Source organism: Flavobacterium xizangense, assembly GCF_054075145.1.
The window spans coordinates 1-236 of sequence record NZ_JBSIPG010000325.1; the positions used below are offsets into that span (position 1 = coordinate 1).

General features: G+C 38.1%; 1 pseudogene. It reads left to right on the top strand.

The window, feature by feature from the left end:
• Positions 1 to 54 precede the first annotated feature (54 nt).
• A pseudogene (locus ACWA1B_RS23625) lies at positions 55 to 236 on the top strand (hypothetical protein); the annotation flags it as partial.

The following is a 236-nucleotide window of genomic DNA, read 5'->3' on the forward strand; positions in this document are numbered from 1 at the left end:
GGGGAATATATTTTAAGTAATGATGCGGATACCATCCCTGAAAAAGATGCACTTATGAAATATATGAACTATTTCATGAGTGAAATCGATGTTAACACAGCTGCAGTTACAGCCAACATGGATGTACAGAACCGGACGACCATCATGGGTAAATCGCAAACAGTTGAGTTTTCAAGCATTGTTGGTGTTATTAAAAGAAGCCAAACCGCAATCAATGATTCAATGTACTCGTACAG